Consider the following 17,992-nt stretch of genomic DNA (forward strand, 5'->3'; position numbering starts at 1 on the left):
ATCCGAAGACCTTCATCGTTCACGCGGCGTTGCTCCATCAGACTTTCGTCCATTGTGGAAAATTCCCTACTGCTGCCTCCCGTAGGAGTCTGGGCCGTGTCTCAGTCCCAGTGTGGCCGGTCACCCTCTCAGGTCGGCTACGCATCGTCGCCTTGGTAGGCCGTTACCCCACCAACTAGCTAATGCGCCGCAGGCCCATCTCCCAGTGATAGCAAACGCCATCTTTCCTTTTCAGATCATGCGATCCAAAAACCTATCCGGTATTAGCATAAGTTTCCCTATGTTATCCCGGTCTGAGAGGCAGGTTGCCTACGTGTTACTCACCCGTCCGCCGCTAGGGTTCGAAAACCCTCGCTCGACTTGCATGTATTAGGCACGCCGCCAGCGTTCGTCCTGAGCCAGGATCAAACTCTCCAATAAAGTTTGGTACTGGTTCAAAGCTGGTAAATCATTAAAAATGATAGACTCATCAACGCTTTCGCTGTTCAGTTTTCAAAGAGCATTTTCAATCGCGCTCACTCAGTGACGCGGATTTTAATTGTATCATGCCCACCTATTCAAGTCAAGTTTTTTTTAAAACTGACATTGAATTTTGTTCAATTGCTTTGAAGGTCACAATTGAGGGCGGACTTTTAATATATCATCTTCACACTATAATTTCAAGAGTTTTATTATAATCTCACTGAAATTATTTAGTGGTGCGGTCGGCGAGACTCGAACTCGCACGGGTCGCCCCGCCACCCCCTCAAGATGGTGTGTCTGCCAATTCCACCACGACCGCATGTAAAAACGTCTCAGGAGAGGTTCGAACTCCCGACCGTCCGCTTAGAAGGCGGATGCTCTATCCAGCTGAGCTACTGAGACATATATCATTGATTGACATAAAAATGGGGCGATCGATGGGACTCGAACCCACGAATGCCGGAGCCACAATCCGGTGCGTTAACCCCTTCGCCACGACCGCCATAAATGGTAACTATATACTTTTGGCAGGGGCAGTAGGAATCGAACCCACACCAAAGGTTTTGGAGACCTTCGTTCTACCGTTAAACTATGCCCCTATGGTAGCGGTGGAGGGGATCGAACCCCCGACCTTTCGGGTATGAACCGAACGCTCTAGCCATCTGAGCTACGCCGCCACAAACATTAAAAAGTAACTGGAATGGCGGAGGGAGAGGGATTCGAACCCCCGTGGGCTTGCACCCTAACGGTTTTCAAGACCGCCCCGTTATGACCACTTCGGTATCCCTCCGCAAAAAATGGAGCGGGTGATGGGAATCGAACCCACGCGACCAGCTTGGAAGGCTGGAGTTCTACCATTGAACTACACCCGCAAAATATGGTGCCGGTGAAGGGACTTGAACCCCCACGGTTTCCCTCACGATTTTGAGTCGCGCGCGTCTGCCATTCCGCCACACCGGCATATCAAATTAGAAAAACTGGTCGGGAAGACAGGATTCGAACCTGCGACCCCTTGGTCCCAAGCCAAGTACTCTACCAAGCTGAGCTACTTCCCGATTATGGAAAGAAAAGCGTGCCCTGAGAGATTCGAACTCCCGACCTTTTGATTCGTAGTCAAACGCTCTATCCAGCTGAGCTAAGGGCACATGATTTATGGAGCGGACGACGGGTCTCGAACCCGCGACCTTCGCCTTGGCAAGGCGACGCTCTACCAATTGAGCTACGTCCGCATATTGATAAGCGACGGAACAAAAACTTCGCTTTTGTGTGATATGGTGCGGTCGAGAGGACTTGAACCTCCACGGTGTTGCCACCACTAGAACCTGAATCTAGCGCGTCTGCCAATTCCGCCACGACCGCATATCCACTTTAGGAAAAACACTGGTGAGCCATGAAGGACTCGAACCTTCGACCCTCTGATTAAAAGTCAGATGCTCTACCAACTGAGCTAATGGCTCTCATTATGGCTGGGGTACTAGGATTTGAACCTAGGAATGACGGAGTCAAAGTCCGTTGCCTTACCGCTTGGCTATACCCCAATAGCCATGAGTAAAGATGGTGGGGAGAGACGGATTCGAACCGCCGAACCCATAGGGAGCAGATTTACAGTCTGCCGCGTTTAGCCACTTCGCTATCTCCCCAACTTGTCCTTATATAAGCACGTAAGCACGGATTGCTCTTTGCTCGAAAGGATAAAGGTGGTGCCGGCAATAGGACTTGAACCCACAACCCCCTGATTACAAGTCAGGTGCTCTACCAATTGAGCTATACCGGCATGTTTGGTTTGTTTCATGGTGGCTCGGGACGGAATCGAACCGCCGACACGAGGATTTTCAGTCCTCTGCTCTACCGACTGAGCTACCGAGCCTCGTGTATGTGAGTCCACCATTACTTTTTGAATAATGGCGGAGCTGACGGGACTCGAACCCGCGACCTCCGGTGTGACAGACCGGCGTGAACTCCAACTTCACCACAGCTCCATGTTTTTCATTCGTGGAAATGGTGGAGGCTGACGGGATCGAACCGCCGACCCTCTGCTTGTAAGGCAGATGCTCTCCCAGCTGAGCTAAGCCTCCAAAATCACCCGCAAAGTGAAGAGATTGCGTCGCAGCAACACCGCACACTTTGCGGAGCCCCAACAACCAGTTGGGTGTGTAGGTGACCCGTAGGGGATTCGAACCCCTGTATGACAGCGTGAAAGGCTGCTGTGTTAAACCGCTTCACCAACGGGCCATTATCATAATGATTACTGGTGCTCCCGACAGGAATCGAACCTGCGACCTCTTCCTTACCATGGAAACGCTCTACCGACTGAGCTACAGGAGCGTGATATGGCTCCTCGGGACGGACTCGAACCGCCGACCGATCGGTTAACAGCCGATTGCTCTACCAACTGAGCTACCGAGGAACAATACGATAAGCAGGCCAATTGCCTATAGGAATTATATGGTGGAGCTGAACGGGATCGAACCGATGACCTCCTGCTTGCAAGGCAGGCGCTCTCCCAACTGAGCTACAGCCCCATTTTTTCAAAATCGAGAAGCGATGTCGCATCCGACGCTATCGCCTTGTATAAGTGGTGGGCCTAGGCTGACTCGAACAGCCGACCTCACGCTTATCAGGCGTGCGCTCTAACCAACTGAGCTATAGGCCCGTATCACTTCCTGGATCTTTAATCTAGCATAGATTTTAATTCATTGCAATAGAATTTTTGATTTTTTTATCGTGCAGAGGTGAATTTTTTGGCAAGAAGGTAGACTCAACGATTCAGTGCCCAGCAGAATAGCATCTTCGTCTACGAAAATCGCATGGCACAGCCCTTTTCGCTGCCGTTGAATCGCTGAGCCTTCTTGCTGTTAATAGAGCATAGCCAAAATCTAAATATCCAAATCCCTTACAGACGCTGCGTACCGCTCGATAAACTCTCTGCGCGGCTCTACTTCGTCGCCCATAAGCGTCTCAAACACCATGTCTGCCTCCATGGCGTCTTCCAGGTTCACTTGCAGGAGCGTGCGCATGGACGGATCCATCGTCGTCTCCCACAATTGTTCCGCGTTCATCTCGCCCAACCCTTTGTAGCGCTGAACGCTTGGCTTGGGCGTAGGCTTGAGGCTGGCGAGAATCTGGTCGCGCTGCTGGTCGCTGTACGCGTAATGCAATGTCTTGCCTTGCTTGATGCTGTAGAGCGGCGGTTGCGCGATATATACATACCCCGCTTCGATCAGCTGACGCATGTAACGGTAGAAGAACGTCAGCAGCAATGTGCGAATATGCGAGCCGTCTACGTCCGCGTCTGTCATAATCACAATTTTGTGGTAGCGCGCTTTGCTAATGTCAAAATCTTCGCCTACCCCGGTACCGAGCGCAGTAATAATCGTGCGAATCTCGTTGTTGCCGAGAATTTTGTCCAGGCGCGCTTTCTCCACGTTCAACACTTTTCCGCGCAAAGGAAGAATGGCCTGGAAATGGCGGTCGCGTCCGGACTTCGCAGAACCGCCCGCAGAGTCTCCCTCTACGATGAACAGTTCGGATTCGGAAGCGTCCTTCGAGGAACAGTCCGCCAATTTACCCGGCAATGCACTGACTTCGAGAGCACTTTTGCGGCGAGTCATCTCGCGCGCTTTACGCGCTGCCTCGCGGGCACGAGAAGCCATCAAGGCCTTCTCCACCACTTTCTTCGCTACACCTGGATTTTCCTCCATAAAGGTGCTGAAGCGATCGCCAAAGATGGATTCCGTAATGCTGCGCGCTTCCGAATTGCCGAGCTTCGTTTTCGTCTGACCTTCAAATTGAGGGTCCTGAATCTTCACAGAGATAATCGCCGTAATCCCTTCACGCACGTCGTCCCCGGAGAGATTCGGATCTTTTTCCTTCAGGAGATTGAACTTGCGGCTGTACTCGTTAATGACACGGGTAAGGGCCGTCTTGAAGCCTGTTTCGTGCGTTCCGCCTTCGTGTGTATTAATGTTGTTGGCGAACGAATAAATGTTGCTCACGTAGCTGTCGTTGTACTGCAGAGCAACCTCAACGAACAGGCCGTCCTTTTCGCCTTCGCAATAAATGACTTCTTCATGCAAAGGCTCCCGGTTTTTGTTCAAGTATTCGACGAACTGCACGATACCGCCCTCGTAGTGGAACGATTCTTCCCGCTCCTGACCTGGGCGTGTGTCTTTGAGCGTAATGCGCAGCCCTTTGTTGAGGAAGGCGAGCTCGCGAATACGTTTTTGCAAAATATCGTAATCAAAAACAGTCGTTTCTGTAAAAATCGTCGGGTCCGGCTTGAAGGTGACTTTTGTTCCCGTCTCCTCTGTCTCGCCAATGACGGCAAGATCAGCATCAGGCGTTCCGACAGTAAAACGCATATAGTGAATTTTGTTGTTTTGCTTTACTTCTACTTCCAGCCATTCGGATAGCGCGTTCACTACCGAGCTGCCAACCCCGTGCAGACCGCCGGAAACTTTGTATCCGCCGCCGCCGAATTTTCCGCCGGCGTGCAGGACAGTCAAAACCGTCTCAACGGTTGATTTACCGGTTTTTTCATGAATGCCGGTTGGGATTCCCCGGCCATTATCCGTTACAGATACGGAGTTGTCCGGATGAATGACCACCAAAATGTTGTCGCAATAACCGGCAAGCGCTTCGTCAATGGCATTGTCGACAATCTCCCATACCAGGTGATGCAAACCGCGGCTGCTGGTCGAGCCGATATACATGCCGGGACGTTTCCGAACTGCTTCCAAACCTTCCAGAACCTGAATCTGACTCGCATCATAGTTTGTATCGTTCGTCGTCACTTGATCCACTACTCTGTCAACTCCTCCACTTCAGCTTGTACAAAGGGAAACTGATCCAAGCTGTCCACGAACTGAGCGCGTCGCTTTAGCGTCAGAGAAGAAATAGGTGAACAGTAAATGGCGTTCTGGGTGATTACGTAAGATTTTGTTTCTTCCACACTGTGGTCGACAATCGTTTTCCGTTTTTCCTCCAAAAAAGCCTTGTTGACCTTCGAGGATTTCACGGTTTGATGGTCGAGGATGGAAATGACTTCCTTCGTGCTCACCACAGTATCTCCACCAATGTGAATAAACATCCCTGACCCCTACCTTTCTCCCGAGATTGTCCCTTCCTTCACGTAAAAACGAGAGGCCTGCTGGAGAACCTGATGCTTTAAGCCTTCCACACCTGTCGTGCTTACAAACGTCTGAACCCGATCCTGAATGGTTTCGAGCAGCAGGGTTTGCCGATGTTCATCCAACTCTGACAAAACATCATCCAACAAAAGAACGGGGTACTCCCCGACTTCTTCTTTAATCAGTTCAATTTCGGCCAATTTGATGGACAGGGCGCTCGTGCGCTGCTGCCCTTGCGAACCGTACGTCTGGACATCCATGTTGTTCACTTTGAGCGAAAAATCATCGCGGTGCGGTCCGATCAGCGTGCTTCCGCGCATAATTTCCCGGTCGCGAACCTCTTCATAGGCGGCCAGCAGTGTGTCAACCGCTTGCTCTGCCGACATTTCATCCGTAACGGGCGACGAGTTCACGTAATGCAAAGAAAGCATTTCCCTTCCGTCGGTAATGCCCGTGTGAATCTCCTGCGCCCACGCCTCCAGCTTGCGCAGAAACTCAAATCGCTTTCTCAACAATTTTACCGCTAAATCCGCCAGTTGGGTATTCCAAATTGCCAGCATTTCCAGCGAATGGCTTTTTTTCATCGCCAAATCTTTCAGCAGTTGGTTTCGCTGAGCCAGCACCTTGTTGTAATTGCTCAAATAGTACAGATAGGTGGGGGAAACTTGGCCAATTTCCATGTCAATGAAACGCCTGCGCTGAGCCGGCGCTCCTTTTACAATGGACAGGTCCTCCGGCGCAAACATGACTACGTTCAACGCTCCCACGTAGGCACTCAGCTTTTGCTGCTCCATTCCGTTGATTTTGGCCCGCTTTCCCTTGCTTGTCAACTGCAGCTCAAGACGAACAGAACCGTAGCGACGAAGAACATCGCTACGGATCGTGGCGTAGTCGGCATCCCACGCGATCAGCTCTTTATCGCGAGGCGTACGGTGGGATTTGGCCAGAGCCAGAACGTATATCGATTCGAGAGCATTCGTTTTCCCCTGGGCATTGTTTCCGATGAACAACTGGATCGGTCCATCAAAATCCAGGGACAAGGTTTGGTAGTTGCGATAGTTGGTTAGCGACAGGTTCTTGAGAAACAAGAATCACGCTCTCCTCTCAGCGGCGTACCACTTGAAAGCGGCCATGGCCTTCAATCGCCACTTCATCGCCAGGATATAGCTTGCGGCCGCGTCTGTTGTCCAGCTCGCCATTAATCTTGATCGGCACTTCTGCCAAAAACGCTTTGGCCATGCCGCCTGTGTCAATGACGTCAGCCAGCTTCAAAAATTGGCCGAGCGTAATGTATTCGGTGTTGATGGAAACCTCACGCATGGCTTGGCTCCTTTCTTTTACGAAAAAGAACTTTTTTACGAAAAAGACCTAGTAAGTACGGACTGGCAGGATCAAATGCAGCATCCAGTCGTGGTCTGTCGGACGAATCACGAACGGACTCATCGGCCCGGTAAAGCTGGCTTTGATCTCGGTGCTGTCGATCGCGCGCAAGGCATCGATCATGTATTTTGCGTTGAAGGAGATTTTCAGCTCTTCCCCGTTCAAGGCTTTTGGCATCAAAATGTCGGTAACTTTGCCGATTTCCGGTGCGTTAGAAGTAATTTCCACGCTGCCATCGGACAACGTAACCAGCTTGACCACATTGGATTTGCCTTCACGGCTGAGCAAGGAAGCGCGCTCGATCGATTGCAAAAATTCCTTGGTGCTGACAGTGATCTCGGTTTTGCTGCCTTGCGGAATGATTCTGGTCGTGTCCGGGTAAGTTCCTTCCAACAGGCGGGAATAGAACAAGATGTGCTTGGACTTCACCAAAATCTGATTGTCGGCTACGACGATGTCCGCCAGGTTTTGGTCATCATCAAGAATTTTCATCAACTCGTTACAGCTTTTTCCCGGCACGACTACGTTGTGGAAGGAAAGGTCTTCCGGGCATTCAACCATCGCTGTACGGCTGGCAAGACGGTGACTGTCAGTAGCGACAAAGCGAAGCTTGCCTTGCTCCAGGGACCACATGATTCCTGTCAGGATCGGACGCATTTCGGACGTAGAGACGCCAAAAACAGTTTGCCGAATCATTGCTTTCAGCAGATCACAGGGAACGCTGATAACTTTGTCCTCTTCCAGATGCGGCAGCTGCGGATATTCGCTGGCATCCATTCCGTTGATCGTGAATTCGGCTTGTCCCGAACGGATTTGCGTAACGAGACGGTCGTCTGCTTGAATGTGAATCTCGTTGCTTGGCAGCTTGCGTACAATTTCGCTGAAAATACGTGCTGGCAAAACAATGCTTCCAGGCTGATGGATCGTTACTCCCCAGTCTCCCGCTTCTTCCAACGGAATCTGCACCTCGATGGATATATCCGAATCACTTGCAGTAAGAGTAATTCCTTCATCATCGGTCTTTATCTTGATCCCAGTCAAAATCGGAATGGTTGTTCTGCTGGAAACCGCTTTGCTGACATGTGAAACGGCGTTAGACAGCTTGTCTCGCTGAACGGTAATATGCATCAACGTGATCCTCCCTCTATCTGCGCCATTTTTTGGTGGCTTTTGCATAATGGCTGTGTCTTTATCATATCTTAATTAGGATAAATCTTTTTTACAGAAGCAGTAATAGTTCCTGTGGATTTGTGGATATGTGGGTTGACAACGTAAAAGATAGCCTATACACATGTGGGTAAGTTGTGTATAGGCTTTTGGCGTTATGCACAGGTTTAATGGTTTGCTTTTAACTTTTCAATGAGCGACTGAATCGTAGTTTGCATCTGCGGGTCAGTTGCCAGCGCTCGCGAGATTTTTTCGTGTGCGTGGATGACGGTCGTATGGTCGCGTCCGCCAAATTCGTCCCCGATTTTCGGCAAAGATGCATCTGTCAGCTCGCGGGACAAATACATGGCAATTTGCCGCGGGAATGCGACAGTTTTGGTCCGTTTTTTCGCCTTGAAGTCTTCCAGTTTGAGGTTAAAGGCTTCACCGACTGCCCGCTGAATGTCCATGATCGTAATCACGCGGGGGCGAGAAGACGGAATGATGTCTTTCAACGCTTCTGCGGCCAGCTGCGTGTCGATGTCGCGGTTAATCAGCGAAGAGTAAGCTACGACACGGATCAGGGCACCTTCCAGCTCGCGGATGTTGCTGTCGATCTGGTTTGCGATGTAGGCCATAACCTCATTCGGGATGTCCAAATTTTCAGCTTTTGCCTTTTTGCGCAAAATGGCGATCCGCGTTTCCAAATCTGGCGGCTGAATGTCGGTAATCAGTCCCCATTCAAAGCGAGAGCGCAGACGATCCTCCAGAGTCGGGATCTCCTTGGGAGGCCGGTCAGAGGAGATAATGATCTGCTTGCTTTCTTCGTGCAAGGCATTGAACGTATGGAAAAACTCTTCCTGCGTCGATTCTTTGCCTGCCAAAAACTGAATATCATCAATTAACAGAACGTCTACACTCCGGTACTTGTTGCGGAATTCGACGGCTTTGTTGTCGCGAATCGAGTTGATGAATTCATTGGTGAACTTCTCTGACGACAAATAGACCACTTTCGCCGCTGGATTGTGCTGAATGACATAATGGCCAATGGCATGCATCAAGTGGGTTTTGCCGAGTCCGACTCCTCCGTAAATGAAGAGGGGGTTGTAGGCTTTAGCAGGAGCTTCAGCGACCGCAAGCGAAGCGGCGTGAGCGAAGCGATTCCCGGCACCGATGACAAAGGTGTCAAAGGTGTACTTGGGATTTAAAATGCTGGGTGGCTGGTCATCCGCTGCTGAAGGCGGAGTGCTCATTTTCACCCGCGGGGCTGGTTGTTCTTCGGCAAATGCGGCGTCCTGGTTTTGCAGGGCGACGAATTTTACCTTCATATTGATCCCTGTCACTTCATAAAGTGTATCGGTAATCAGTTGAGCGTACCTGGTTTCAAGCCAATCCCGCGCGAAGTCATTGGGCGCGACGACGATTAGCGCATCCTCTTCCAAGGTGGTTGCTTTCGTCGCTTTGAGCCAGGTATCAAAACTTGGTTTGCTTAGCGATTTTTCTATCTTGGCGAGAACTTTGCGCCATAATTCGCTAATCGCTGCATCCAACCAGAATCCCTCCTTTTGGGCCATCCGAAAAATAAAATCACCGATAGAAAAGAAACGATAGTAATAGTTAAAAACCTCTCATGTGCGGCAAAATTGTCAACACGGTCGTTTACAGAGATTGTGGATAAAAAAAGTCGAAAAATAGCGATTCTGCCCGTAGAAGAGAAAAAAAGCAGACGGTTATCCGCATCCCTGTGAGTAACGACATACACATAGGAAGGAATCTGTCCACAAACTTATCCACACCCTGTGGAAAAACCGATTAGCCTATCGGAGTTATTCACGTTTCAAAACAAAGACATAATAACAGATATAAGGCATGGTATCAATGGTTTTTTCACACTTATCCACAAACACAACCACTGGTAGTAGAGACATATTCACACCTCTATATTTTGTGTACAAGCTGTAGATAAACTTGTCGAAATCTGCTTTTGTGGATAAAGTAATATCCACAGATCCGGGAAATAGTTTTGTGGGGATATTTTCCTTGGGAGCGGGAATCCACTTTTGCTTGACTTTTTTACTATATGTCCTTATAATGCAAAAGAATGTCTGTGCTAGACGGAGGTGTATACGATAATGAAACCAACATTTAATCCTAACAATCGCAAGCGCAAAAAGGATCATGGATTCCGTAAGCGCATGAGCACAAAAAATGGCCGCAAAATTTTAGCTGCTCGTCGCCGTAAAGGCAGAAAAGTTCTTTCCGCGTAAGGCCACATTTCCAGTGGCCTTTTTGTTTGCGCAATGATGTCGGAAAATTCTTTTTAAGGGTGAAGAGGAAGCCGAACCGCGATCGCCATGTGGAACCTTTCTCGTGGGAGAATCGTTACCTAGCTATGCATAGGGATCCAAAAGCGGGGAAGTGATGAAGCCTGATTGAAGAATGAGACCGACTTTTTTATTGAGTTGGGGGAGTTTGAACGTGAATTCCCCTATTATTTTTTTGATTTTCGCACAAAGTACATATACTTTGGGAAAAAAGTGGACGAAACAAGGATATACTGGTAGATGCTGTTTGCATTTTCTACTATAATTGTGATGTTAGGGGTTGTTTACCTTGCATCGTTCACACCGGCTCAAAAAAAATGAGCACTTTCAAGCAGTGTTTCAACGAGGAACTTCGGTTGCGAACAAGCAATTTGTCCTGTATTTTGCCAAACAGGAGGAACAGGCTGCTTTTCGCGCCGGAATTTCTGTCAGCAAAAAAATTGGTAACGCTGTTATCCGCAACAGAGTCAAACGGCTGATTCGCGAAGCGGTAGCGCGACTGGAGTCAGACATTCCGCTCGGTCTCGATCTTGTCATCATCGCCCGTCCGGGAGTGGAAGCCATGTCGCTTGATGCCATTGAGCAATCTCTGTTGCACGTGATGAAGCGCGCCAAAGTTATCAAGCGGGCACCCGTACATAATGGAAAAAGAGGGTGAAACGATGATTGGAAGAGTCATGGTCTGGTTGATCCGCGGATACCAGTTGTTTATTTCTCCGCTGAAGCCTCCTACGTGCAGATTCGCGCCCACCTGCTCGCACTACGCCATCGAATCGGTTCGCCGTTTTGGTGCGTGGCGCGGAGGCTGGCTGGCTCTTCGCCGCATCCTGAAATGTCATCCGTTTCACCCGGGCGGGTTTGATCCAGTTCCGGATCAACGCAAATAAGCATACCTCAATTGAAGCGGGGAAAAAGGAGGATCACCCTTGAGCAGACGTACCCTCAGCATGCTAATGCTGACCATGCTGGTTCTTGTACTGTCAGGCTGTAACCCGGCGACTGCCGAGCCGATCGGACCTGACGCAAGCGGCTTCTGGGACAAGTATCTCGTATATCCCTTGTCCTGGTTGATTAAAGAAAGCGCTTTGGTGCTTGGAGACAACTACGGTCTCGGAATTCTGGTTGCGACCGTTATCATCCGATTGATTGTGCTGCCATTGATGGTCAAGCAAATCAAGAGCTCCAAGAAAATGCAGGAGCTTCAACCGGACATGCAAAAAATCCGTGAGAAGTACAAAAATGATCCGCAAAAAGCGCAACAGGAAACAATGGCTCTCTTCCAGAAACACGGCGTAAATCCACTCGCAGGATGCTTGCCGATGCTGGTGCAAATGCCAATCCTGATCGCCTTTTACCATGCCATCATCCGGACAGAGGAAATCAAGTCGCAATCGTTCCTCTGGCTGACGCTGGGTGAAAAAGACCCGTACTACATCTTGCCGATCATCGCTGCGATTACGACTTACCTGCAGTCGAAAATGATGGGACAAACCACACAGGGCAACCCGCAAATGCAAATGATGCTGGTCATGATGCCGCTGATGATTTTGGCTATCGCCGTCACTTTGCCATCTGCGCTGTCCCTGTACTGGGTATACGGCAACCTGTTTACCATCGTGCAAACGTATTTCCTGTATCGTGATAAAGGCAATAAGCTTTCTCCCAAGGAGGGAACCTCCAAGTGAAAAAGGTGGTAGCTACGGCAAAAACGATAGACGATGCTGTGCAAAAAGCTTTGCTGGAATTGGGTATACCGCGTGAAAAGGCGAGTATCCGCGTTCTGGAGGAGCCAAGCAGGGGCCTTTTTGGACTGATTGGGGCCAAGGACGCCAAAGTGGAAGTAGAATTTCACTTTGACCCGGTTGCACAGGGACGTGACTTTCTTCAAGATGTTTTGTCTAACATGAAGGTGAACGCCAAAGTGGAGACTCGTACAAATGAAGAGGGCATTCTGTTTGATATTCAGGGCAGCAACCTGGGAATCATCATTGGCCGCAGAGGGCAAACTCTGGATTCCTTACAGTATCTCGTTAACGTCGTAGCGAACCGTCATGCGGACAAACATGTGCGCATCACATTGGATGCGGAGAATTACAGGATGCGCCGCAAGGAAACGTTGGAGCAGCTGGCTGACCGGGTAGCCAAAAAAGCTTTGTCTACCAGACGGGATGTGCGGCTGGAGCCGATGTCAGCGGCGGAGCGCAAAGTCATTCATGCCTTCCTGCAAAAAAGAACGGATGTCGTTACCTTCAGTGAGGGAGACGAGCCGAACCGTTATATCGTCATTGCACCGAAAGAAGCCTCGCGTTAGGCTTCTTTTTTTTTTTGGTGTTAACCGGAAAAGTCGTGAGCTGTCGGGCAATCGACAAGTTGTAACAGGCGGGCGTATAGCGCGGTCGGCAAAAAAGTTGTCCACTGTGGATAAAGCCGGGGAGGGTTGAGCTTTTCGCAAAAAGATCATACTGTGGATAACGAAAACAGACAGCAACCTTGGACAGCGGGGTTGCTTTTTCCTGTTGCAAATGAGCGTGTGGAAAATTGCACTTTCATTTGGAATTTTTCAGGGCGATCTGTTAAGCTAGTAAGTTAGTGGCTGACTTGTCTGATTGGAAAGCTAGAGGTGAAGGTCATGAAATTCGATACAATAGCAGCGGTCGCGACACCGATGGGCGAAGGCGGTATTGCTGTCATTCGGGTCAGCGGTGCGGAAGCGATCGAAGTTGTGGATAAGATATATAAAGGAAAACAGCGGTTGTCCACAGTGGACAGCCATACGATCCACTACGGTCACCTGTACGATCCACAGACGGGTGAGCGGGTGGAAGAGGTGCTGGTGTCTGTCATGAAGGCTCCGCGAACGTTCACGCGAGAGGATGTAGTGGAGGTAAACTGTCACGGGGGAATCGTATCGGTTGAAAAGGTGTTGGAGCTGATTCTCGATAACGGTGCCAGACTGGCAGAGCCGGGCGAATTTACGAAGCGTGCGTTTTTAAACGGACGCGTCGATTTGTCTCAGGCGGAGGCTGTGATCGATCTGATCCGGGCGAAGACAGACAGAGCGATGAAGGTGGCTTTGAACCAGGTGGAGGGCAAGCTGTCGCGGCTTATTCGGCAGTTGCGGCAAAATTTGATTGAAGCCATGGCGCATATCGAAGTCACGCTGGACTATCCCGAGCACGACGTCGAAGAGTTTACGCAAAACTTCCTGCGCGGAAAATGCGAGGAGGTAAAAGCCGAGATTCAGCGGCTCCTGCAGACCGCCAAGCAGGGGAAAATATTGCGCGAAGGCTTGTCTACGGCGATTATCGGGCGGCCGAATGTAGGAAAATCTTCTTTATTGAACAGTCTCGTTCAGGAGGAAAAAGCAATCGTCACCGATGTGGCCGGGACGACTCGCGACGTTATTGAAGAGTACGTCAATGTGCGCGGGGTGCCTCTGCGTCTGATTGACACGGCTGGAATTCGCGACACCGACGATATTGTGGAGAAAATCGGGGTGGAAAAATCGCGTCAGCTTTTGCAAAAGGCGGATCTTGTGCTGCTCGTCGTCAATTACAACGAGCCGCTTACAGCTGACGACTATGCGATTTTTGAAGCGGCAAAAGGCTTTCAGGTGATCGTGATCGTAAACAAGTTCGACTTGCCGCAAAAAGTGGACCTGGAAGAGATCAAGCGCCATTTCCCGCAGCAGCCGCTCATCATGACCTCTGCGCGTGAAGAGAAGGGCATCGACTTGCTGGAGCAGGCGATTGGCGATATTTTCTTCAGCGGACGCGTGCAGCAGGACGATTTGACCTATGTGAGCAATGCCCGGCATATTCAACTGCTTCGCCAGGCGGAAAAAGCGATTGACGAAGCGCTGGCCGGTATTGACGATTTGCTGCCTGTCGATATGGTTCAGATCGACATCAAAAAGTCGTGGGAGCTGCTCGGCGAAGTGATTGGAGAGAGTGTCGGTGAGGATTTGATCGACCAGATTTTCTCCCAGTTTTGTCTGGGCAAGTGATCGAAACGAAATGGACTTGGCACACGCCCTAGCAGGGAGTACCGACAGGGCGTGTAGCTTGTTTTTTTGGGAAGCTTTTCAAGTGTAAGCGAGAGAGTCACTCACGAGTAAGGAGGAAAACAAAAATGAACGTTGTACCTGCGTATGAAGCGGGCTCGTTTGACGTCATTGTAATCGGGGCTGGCCATGCCGGCTGTGAAGCGGCTTTGGCGGCGGCGCGCATGGGCTGCAGCACGTTGCTGTTGACGATCAATCTGGACGCTGTAGCGTACATGCCGTGCAACCCGTCTGTAGGTGGCCCGGCAAAAGGCCATGTGGTGCGGGAGCTGGACGCCCTTGGCGGCGAAATGGGACGCAATACCGATAAAACACACATTCAAATGCGCATGCTCAATACAGGGAAAGGTCCTGCCGTACATGCCCTGCGCGCCCAGGCAGACAAGTTCGCCTATCAGCATGAAATGAAAAAAACGATTGAAAATACGCCAAATTTGATCCTCCGTCAAGCGATGGTCGAGGAGCTGCTCGTCGAGGACGGTGTCTGTGTAGGGGTTCTCACCAATACAGGTGCGCGTTACAAGGCAAAATCAGTCGTTTTGACGACCGGAACGTATTTGCGCGGAAAAATCATTCTCGGCGATTTGCAGTACGAGAGCGGGCCGAACAACATGCGGCCGTCGATTCGTCTGGCCCATCATCTGAAAGAACTCGGCTTTGAAATGACGCGCTTCAAGACAGGTACACCTCCGCGGGTGCATAAGAACAGCGTCGATTTTTCCAAAATGGAGATTCAGCCTGGAGACTCGGTGCCACGCGCCTTTTCCTATGAAACAACGGAGTTTATCATGGACCAGCTGCCTTGCTGGCTGACGTACACCAATGAGGAGACGCACGGGCTTATCAACTCGAACCTGCATCGCGCTCCGATGTACTCGGGAATGATCGAAGGGACAGGACCACGTTACTGCCCGTCGATTGAGGATAAAGTCGTACGTTTTAACGACAAGCCGCGCCATCAGATCTTCCTGGAGCCGGAAGGACGGAATACGGAAGAAATGTACGTGCAGGGCTTGTCCACAAGCTTGCCGGAAGACGTGCAGTTGGCGATGCTTCGTTCGATGGCCGGGTTGGAAGAAGTCAAAATGATGCGCCCAGGCTATGCGATCGAGTACGATTCGATTGTGCCGACGCAGCTGTGGCCGTCGCTGGAAACGAAAAGATTGCCAGGTCTGTTTACCGCAGGGCAAATCAACGGGACTTCGGGGTATGAAGAGGCAGCCGGCCAAGGGCTGATGGCTGGAATCAATGCAGCGCGCCGCGTCCAAGGCAAGCCGCCGGTGATTTTGGGCCGGGAACAGGCGTACATTGGCGTTTTGATCGACGACCTCGTGACAAAAGGCACAACAGAGCCTTATCGCCTGCTGACTTCCCGCGCCGAGTATCGTCTGCTTTTGCGTCATGACAATGCTGACCTGCGCCTGACTGATATTGGCTATGAAATCGGCCTGATTAGCGAGGAGCGCTACAAGCGTTTTACGGAAAAACGCCGTTTGATCGAGCAGGAAAAGGAGCGCGTGGAAAATACGCGTGTGCGCCCTGACATGGAGCACGTACAGGAAGTGTTGCGTGCAGCGGGATCGCCGGAATTGACGGAAGTAATCGAGTTGGCCCAGCTGCTGCGCCGTCCGGAGCTGACTTATCACCACATCGAGGCGATGGTTCCTTCGCCGGAAGCATTGCCGGATGAAGTGAAAGAGCAGGTAGAGATCCAGATCAAATACGATGGCTACATTAAAAAGTCGCTGCAACAGGTCGAGCGGATGAAAAAAATGGAGGAACGCCGCATTCCGGCAGACATCGACTACCATCAGATTTCCGGCTTGTCCAAGGAATCCCGGGAAAACATGTCCAAAATCCGCCCGTTGAACATCGGCCAGGCGGCACGTATCGCAGGGGTAACTCCTGCGGACATTTCCGTTTTGATGGTGTATCTGGAGTATAAACGCGCAGGTGCAGCGGAGTAAGGAGATCAGCAAAATGACCAAAGAACAGTTTGCCAAGGCTCTCGCAGCGCAAGGTATTTCGCTAACGGATCGGCAGAAGGAGCAGTTTGACCATTTTTTCCGCCTGCTTGTGGAATGGAACGAGAAAATGAATCTGACGGGCATTACCGAAGAAGGGCAAGTGTACATCAAGCACTTTTACGATTCGATCACGCCTGCTTTTTACTTTCCGTTTGACCAGGTAAAATCGGTGGTGGACATTGGCGGCGGTGCCGGCTTCCCCAGCATCCCGCTGAAAATTTGCTTCCCGCATCTGAAAATGACGATTATTGATTCGCTCAACAAGCGCATGAGCTTTTTGCAGCATGTTGCGGGCGAATTGGGGTTGGAAGACGTCTATCCCGTGCATGGACGGGCCGAGGATCGCGGTCAGGAGGCCGGCTATCGCGAGCAGTTCGATCTCGTGGTTGCCCGTGCTGTTGCGCGGCTGAATTTGCTGGCTGAATTTTGTCTGCCTTTTGCCCAACCGCAGGGCCATTTTATCGCGCTCAAAGGAGCCGATATTACGATGGAACTGAACGAAGCGAAAAAGGCGATTAAAACGTTGGGCGGCAAAACGCGAAAGGTGGAGACGTTCCACCTGCCCGAGGAAGCTGGCGAGCGCAACATCGTCATCATTGAAAAAATAGAGCCGACGCCGAAGAGCTATCCGCGCAAGGCGGGGGTTCCGGCTAAGAAGCCGATTCTATAGCAAAAGGATGGAAGGAGATCGCAGTTGGTTGCTGCGGTCTTTTTTGTTTTTGCGAAGTGGAGAGGGAGTTTGGGAGGATAGCAGCCTGGCAAACCTTACGGAGTGGGAAATGCCGCAGCACGAAGATGCATTGTGCGTTCTAAGTGCTAAGGAGCGGGGGTGCTATCAACTTGCCCTGCTCACTTTCGTCGAGATTAACTTGGGATAGGTGTCCTTTTCTTTTGTAAAACAAACAAAAGGAAAAGCCACCATTTCTGGTGACTTCGTGAGAATCATATTAATTTGGTAGTACATAGCAATACACGGAATAGTTGAAGTTATTGTAATCAAGATTGAAAACTTCTCCGTAAACTTCGAACCTGTACTCTTTTCCTGCCTCTATATCAAAATCAACATAGTCCTTGGTTGGAGTGGTTGTATATGTTTTTCCTCCAGCTCTAACCTTTAAAGTAAATACTTGTCCACCTGCTTTGGAGTAGGCTAATTGAAGGCGAATCTTTTGATTTTGTGTAGCAACGAAGGTGAATCTGTCCTGCCTGTCGCTATTATAGTAATCAGCTTTACCATTGATTTGGTTCCCATGAGCCGCATAAAAAGAATTGGCGTCTTCCCATTTGTCATTTGGCTCATACTCCTGGTAAACTGCTGCAAATGCTGATGTAGAAAAACCTAAAGCAAGAATTAAAGCAACTAGACTACTAGCTAGCTTCTTCATAATGCTCTCCTCCCATTATATAAAACATATGGAATGAACTTAAATTACCATTCCTATGATTCATCACCATAACCCG

General features: G+C 50.2%; 15 protein-coding genes, 24 tRNA genes and 1 rRNA gene. 8 read left to right on the forward strand and 32 right to left on the reverse strand.

The window, feature by feature from the left end:
- From EDM57_RS14650 to dnaA, 31 genes are all read right to left on the reverse strand, one after another.
- A 16S ribosomal RNA gene (locus tag EDM57_RS14650) occupies nt 1-420 on the reverse strand; the annotation flags it as partial.
- Between the two features lie 276 nt (nt 421-696).
- Nucleotides 697-781: transfer RNA gene (locus tag EDM57_RS14655), tRNA-Leu, on the reverse strand.
- 9 nt (nt 782-790) lie between these two features.
- A tRNA-Arg gene (locus EDM57_RS14660) sits at nt 791-864 on the reverse strand.
- 24 nt (nt 865-888) lie between these two features.
- Nucleotides 889-964: transfer RNA gene (locus EDM57_RS14665), tRNA-His, on the reverse strand.
- Between the two features lie 23 nt (nt 965-987).
- A tRNA-Trp gene (locus EDM57_RS14670) sits at nt 988-1,061 on the reverse strand.
- Between the two features lies 1 nt (nt 1,062).
- A tRNA-Met gene (locus EDM57_RS14675) sits at nt 1,063-1,139 on the reverse strand.
- A gap of 24 nt (nt 1,140-1,163) precedes the next feature.
- Nucleotides 1,164-1,252: transfer RNA gene (locus tag EDM57_RS14680), tRNA-Ser, on the reverse strand.
- A gap of 8 nt (nt 1,253-1,260) precedes the next feature.
- Nucleotides 1,261-1,334 (reverse strand) — tRNA-Gly (locus EDM57_RS14685).
- A 6-nt stretch (nt 1,335-1,340) separates the two neighbouring features.
- Nucleotides 1,341-1,422: transfer RNA gene (locus EDM57_RS14690), tRNA-Leu, on the reverse strand.
- A gap of 18 nt (nt 1,423-1,440) precedes the next feature.
- Nucleotides 1,441-1,517, reverse strand: a tRNA-Pro gene (locus tag EDM57_RS14695).
- 16 nt (nt 1,518-1,533) lie between these two features.
- Nucleotides 1,534-1,607: transfer RNA gene (locus tag EDM57_RS14700), tRNA-Arg, on the reverse strand.
- 8 nt (nt 1,608-1,615) lie between these two features.
- Nucleotides 1,616-1,691 (reverse strand) — tRNA-Gly (locus EDM57_RS14705).
- 43 nt (nt 1,692-1,734) lie between these two features.
- Nucleotides 1,735-1,821 (reverse strand) — tRNA-Leu (locus tag EDM57_RS14710).
- A gap of 22 nt (nt 1,822-1,843) precedes the next feature.
- Nucleotides 1,844-1,919 (reverse strand) — tRNA-Lys (locus EDM57_RS14715).
- A gap of 6 nt (nt 1,920-1,925) precedes the next feature.
- Nucleotides 1,926-2,000: transfer RNA gene (locus EDM57_RS14720), tRNA-Gln, on the reverse strand.
- 17 nt (nt 2,001-2,017) lie between these two features.
- A tRNA-Tyr gene (locus tag EDM57_RS14725) sits at nt 2,018-2,102 on the reverse strand.
- A 58-nt stretch (nt 2,103-2,160) separates the two neighbouring features.
- Nucleotides 2,161-2,236: transfer RNA gene (locus tag EDM57_RS14730), tRNA-Thr, on the reverse strand.
- Between the two features lie 17 nt (nt 2,237-2,253).
- Nucleotides 2,254-2,329: transfer RNA gene (locus EDM57_RS14735), tRNA-Phe, on the reverse strand.
- Between the two features lie 35 nt (nt 2,330-2,364).
- Nucleotides 2,365-2,441, reverse strand: a tRNA-Asp gene (locus EDM57_RS14740).
- Between the two features lie 20 nt (nt 2,442-2,461).
- Nucleotides 2,462-2,537, reverse strand: a tRNA-Val gene (locus EDM57_RS14745).
- A gap of 83 nt (nt 2,538-2,620) precedes the next feature.
- Nucleotides 2,621-2,694, reverse strand: a tRNA-Glu gene (locus tag EDM57_RS14750).
- A gap of 17 nt (nt 2,695-2,711) precedes the next feature.
- Nucleotides 2,712-2,787: transfer RNA gene (locus EDM57_RS14755), tRNA-Thr, on the reverse strand.
- A 6-nt stretch (nt 2,788-2,793) separates the two neighbouring features.
- Nucleotides 2,794-2,869: transfer RNA gene (locus EDM57_RS14760), tRNA-Asn, on the reverse strand.
- A gap of 39 nt (nt 2,870-2,908) precedes the next feature.
- Nucleotides 2,909-2,984: transfer RNA gene (locus EDM57_RS14765), tRNA-Ala, on the reverse strand.
- Between the two features lie 54 nt (nt 2,985-3,038).
- Nucleotides 3,039-3,115, reverse strand: a tRNA-Ile gene (locus EDM57_RS14770).
- A gap of 223 nt (nt 3,116-3,338) precedes the next feature.
- A complete protein-coding gene (gene gyrB, locus EDM57_RS14775) occupies nt 3,339-5,255 on the reverse strand; it encodes a DNA topoisomerase (ATP-hydrolyzing) subunit B (protein ID WP_425455807.1) in 1,917 nt (638 codons plus the stop codon).
- 8 nt (nt 5,256-5,263) lie between these two features.
- Nucleotides 5,264-5,551 carry an extracellular matrix regulator RemB gene (remB, locus tag EDM57_RS14780; RefSeq protein WP_122905481.1) on the reverse strand — a complete coding sequence of 96 codons (288 nt, stop codon included), beginning with the start codon at nt 5,549-5,551 and terminating at the stop codon, nt 5,264-5,266.
- Nucleotides 5,552-5,560: 9 nt separating this feature from the next.
- Entirely contained in the window at nt 5,561-6,679 is a 1,119-nt protein-coding gene (recF, locus tag EDM57_RS14785; protein WP_122905482.1) for a DNA replication/repair protein RecF, read from the reverse strand.
- Between the two features lie 16 nt (nt 6,680-6,695).
- On the reverse strand, nt 6,696-6,911 hold the full coding sequence (gene yaaA, locus EDM57_RS14790; protein ID WP_122905483.1) for a S4 domain-containing protein YaaA: 216 nt from the start codon (nt 6,909-6,911) through the stop codon (nt 6,696-6,698).
- A 48-nt stretch (nt 6,912-6,959) separates the two neighbouring features.
- Nucleotides 6,960-8,099: a DNA polymerase III subunit beta gene (dnaN, locus tag EDM57_RS14795; protein ID WP_122905484.1), complete on the reverse strand. Its 1,140-nt coding sequence runs from the start codon at nt 8,097-8,099 to the stop codon at nt 6,960-6,962.
- Nucleotides 8,100-8,305: 206 nt separating this feature from the next.
- Nucleotides 8,306-9,667 (reverse strand): chromosomal replication initiator protein DnaA, encoded by a 1,362-nt coding sequence (dnaA, locus tag EDM57_RS14800; RefSeq protein WP_246005820.1) that lies wholly within the window; start codon nt 9,665-9,667, stop codon nt 8,306-8,308.
- Nucleotides 9,668-10,246: 579 nt separating this feature from the next.
- On the opposite strand from dnaA, the gene rpmH reads away from it, so the two are divergent.
- From rpmH to rsmG, 8 genes are all read left to right on the forward strand, one after another.
- Nucleotides 10,247-10,384, forward strand: a complete 138-nt coding sequence (gene rpmH / locus EDM57_RS14810; protein ID WP_211338251.1) for a 50S ribosomal protein L34 — start codon at nt 10,247-10,249, stop codon at nt 10,382-10,384.
- A 346-nt stretch (nt 10,385-10,730) separates the two neighbouring features.
- Nucleotides 10,731-11,099 (forward strand): ribonuclease P protein component, encoded by a 369-nt coding sequence (gene rnpA, locus EDM57_RS14815; protein WP_122905488.1) that lies wholly within the window; start codon nt 10,731-10,733, stop codon nt 11,097-11,099.
- 4 nt (nt 11,100-11,103) lie between these two features.
- On the forward strand, nt 11,104-11,328 hold the full coding sequence (gene yidD / locus EDM57_RS14820; protein WP_122905489.1) for a membrane protein insertion efficiency factor YidD: 225 nt from the start codon (nt 11,104-11,106) through the stop codon (nt 11,326-11,328).
- Nucleotides 11,329-11,367: 39 nt separating this feature from the next.
- Nucleotides 11,368-12,126, forward strand: coding sequence for a membrane protein insertase YidC (yidC, locus tag EDM57_RS14825; protein ID WP_122905490.1), 759 nt, complete (start codon nt 11,368-11,370; stop codon nt 12,124-12,126).
- Entirely contained in the window at nt 12,123-12,752 is a 630-nt protein-coding gene (jag, locus tag EDM57_RS14830) for an RNA-binding cell elongation regulator Jag/EloR (protein ID WP_122905491.1), read from the forward strand. Before yidC ends, jag begins: the two co-directional genes overlap by 4 nt.
- A 318-nt stretch (nt 12,753-13,070) precedes the next feature.
- Nucleotides 13,071-14,447, forward strand: a complete 1,377-nt coding sequence (gene mnmE, locus EDM57_RS14835; RefSeq protein WP_122905492.1) for a tRNA uridine-5-carboxymethylaminomethyl(34) synthesis GTPase MnmE — start codon at nt 13,071-13,073, stop codon at nt 14,445-14,447.
- 125 nt (nt 14,448-14,572) lie between these two features.
- Complete coding sequence (gene mnmG / locus EDM57_RS14840; RefSeq protein WP_122905493.1) at nt 14,573-16,471, forward strand: tRNA uridine-5-carboxymethylaminomethyl(34) synthesis enzyme MnmG; 1,899 nt, start codon at nt 14,573-14,575, stop codon at nt 16,469-16,471.
- 13 nt (nt 16,472-16,484) lie between these two features.
- Nucleotides 16,485-17,201, forward strand: coding sequence for a 16S rRNA (guanine(527)-N(7))-methyltransferase RsmG (gene rsmG / locus EDM57_RS14845; protein ID WP_122905494.1), 717 nt, complete (start codon nt 16,485-16,487; stop codon nt 17,199-17,201).
- A 277-nt stretch (nt 17,202-17,478) separates the two neighbouring features.
- Here the strand turns inward: rsmG and EDM57_RS14855 are convergent, their stop codons facing one another.
- The gene (locus EDM57_RS14855) at nt 17,479-17,916 is read right to left on the reverse strand and encodes a hypothetical protein (protein ID WP_122905496.1); all 438 of its coding nucleotides are present in this window, start codon (nt 17,914-17,916) and stop codon (nt 17,479-17,481) included.
- Nucleotides 17,917-17,992: the final 76 nt, after the last annotated feature.

The sequence above is a fragment of the Brevibacillus gelatini genome (assembly GCF_003710935.1).
Classification (GTDB): Bacteria; Bacillota; Bacilli; order Brevibacillales; family Brevibacillaceae; genus Brevibacillus; species Brevibacillus gelatini.

Excerpts from the sequence above, each read along its gene's own strand:
- mnmG (WP_122905493.1), top strand. The coding sequence starts at position 14,573 with ATGAACGTTGTACCTGCGTATGAAGCGGGCTCGTTTGACGTCATTGTA.
- rsmG (WP_122905494.1), top strand. The coding sequence starts at position 16,485 with ATGACCAAAGAACAGTTTGCCAAGGCTCTCGCAGCGCAAGGTATTTCG.
- dnaN (WP_122905484.1), bottom strand. The coding sequence starts at position 8,099 with ATGCATATTACCGTTCAGCGAGACAAGCTGTCTAACGCCGTTTCACAT.
- yidD (WP_122905489.1), top strand. The coding sequence starts at position 11,104 with ATGATTGGAAGAGTCATGGTCTGGTTGATCCGCGGATACCAGTTGTTT.
- remB (WP_122905481.1), bottom strand. The coding sequence starts at position 5,551 with ATGTTTATTCACATTGGTGGAGATACTGTGGTGAGCACGAAGGAAGTC.
- yaaA (WP_122905483.1), bottom strand. The coding sequence starts at position 6,911 with ATGCGTGAGGTTTCCATCAACACCGAATACATTACGCTCGGCCAATTT.
- mnmE (WP_122905492.1), top strand. The coding sequence starts at position 13,071 with ATGAAATTCGATACAATAGCAGCGGTCGCGACACCGATGGGCGAAGGC.
- EDM57_RS14855 (WP_122905496.1), bottom strand. The coding sequence starts at position 17,916 with ATGAAGAAGCTAGCTAGTAGTCTAGTTGCTTTAATTCTTGCTTTAGGT.